1 protein-coding gene is annotated in these 1517 nt (G+C 68.5%); it reads right to left on the bottom strand.

Features of this window, described 5'->3' with window-relative positions; genetic code table 11:
• On the bottom strand, nt 1-1517 hold a 1517-nt coding region (locus EX88_RS0122735; protein ID WP_031374270.1), incomplete at both ends, for an isopeptide-forming domain-containing fimbrial protein.

The raw sequence follows: 1517 nt of genomic DNA, 5'->3' as shown, positions 1-1517 counted from the left end.
TCACCGGCGGCGATGTCGACCTGGTCGACCTGGATCGGATAGGTACCGACCAGGCGACCGACGCCGTCGCGATCCGCGACCGACAGCGAACCGTCGACGAAGGTGAAGCCTGCAGGCGGCGTGTCGACCAGGGTCGCATCGATCGCGTCGACGGTACCGGTGTTCTCGACCGTAACCGTGTAGCGGACCAGGTCGCCGATCTTCACATCGCGCGGCGAGGCCTGCTTGATCACCCGCAGGGTCGGCGGCGGCGCCACCGTGGTGCTGGTGGTGCACACGCCCACGCACGACGGGTTGTCCGTACCGGTGCCGACCACGGTGTTGTTCACCGTCTCCGACGCCTGTGCGTTGACCGTCGCGGTGTAAGTCACCGTGTAGGTGCCCGGCACCGTACCGGCCGGCAGCGTGCACACCAGCGGGTTGGCGGCGTTGCAGCTGTAGCCGGCTGCACCGGTCACCGCGGTGAAGTCCAGACCCGTGCCCAGGGTATCGGTCAGGGTCAGGGCGTTGCGCGTCGGCGCGTTGGCCACCGTCGTCGTCAGCGTGTAGGTGATCGTGTCGCCTTGCGCCACCGGGCCGGCCGTACTGGCCGACTTCGCGTAGCTGACCACCGGCGGCGCGACTTCGGTCGTGACCGAGCAGCCCGCATTGCTGCAACTCGGAGCGTCCGTACCGGTGCCGACCACCGCATTGTTCACGCTGCCACCGGCCTGGCCGTTGACCCGCGCGGTGTAGGTCACCGCGTAGCTACCCGGCACCGTACCGGCCGGCAAGGTGCACACCAGCGGATTGGCCGCATTGCAGGTGAAGGCACCGGCGCTGGTCACCGCGACGAAGTCCAGGCCGGACCCCATCGTGTCGGTCAGCGTGGTCACGCCCGTGGTCTGCGCGTTGGTCACCGTCGCCGTCAAGGTGTAGGTGATCACGTCGCCGACCACGACCGGACCGGCGGTGCTCGCCGTCTTCTCGTAGCTCACCGCCGACGCCGTCACCGGCGTATTGGTGGTGCAGGTGCCGGTGCAGGTCGGATTGTCCGTGCCCGTGCCGACCACGGCGTTGGTCACGCCACCCGTCGCCTGAGCGTTGACCCGTGCCGTGTAGGTCACGGTGTAGACGCCCGGCACCGTACCGGCCGGCAGCGTGCAGACCAGCGGATTGGCGGCATTGCAGGTATAAGCGCTCGCCGGGCTCTGGCCCGTCACCGCCACGAAGTCCAGGCCAGCGCCCAGCGTGTCGGTCAGGGTCAACACACCGATGGTCTGCGCGTTCGCCACCGTCGTCGTCAGGGTGTAGGTGATCACGTCGCCGACCACGACCGGACCGGCCGTGCTGGCGGACTTGGTGTAGCTGACCGTCGACGGAACCACCGGGGTGTTGATCGTCGTGGTGCAGGCCGGATCGGTGCTGCCCGCAGGACAGACGGTACTGGTCGAGGTCGCTGTATTGCTGATCGAACCGGCAGTCACGTCGGCCGCGGTCACCGTGTAGGTGCCCGTCAACACGCAGGTCGCACCCGG

Source organism: Lysobacter antibioticus, assembly GCF_000731095.1.
Classification (GTDB): Bacteria; Pseudomonadota; Gammaproteobacteria; order Xanthomonadales; family Xanthomonadaceae; genus Lysobacter; species Lysobacter antibioticus_B.
Note: the sequence above shows the minus strand (reverse complement) of the source record. Positions and strands in the feature narration are given on the sequence as shown.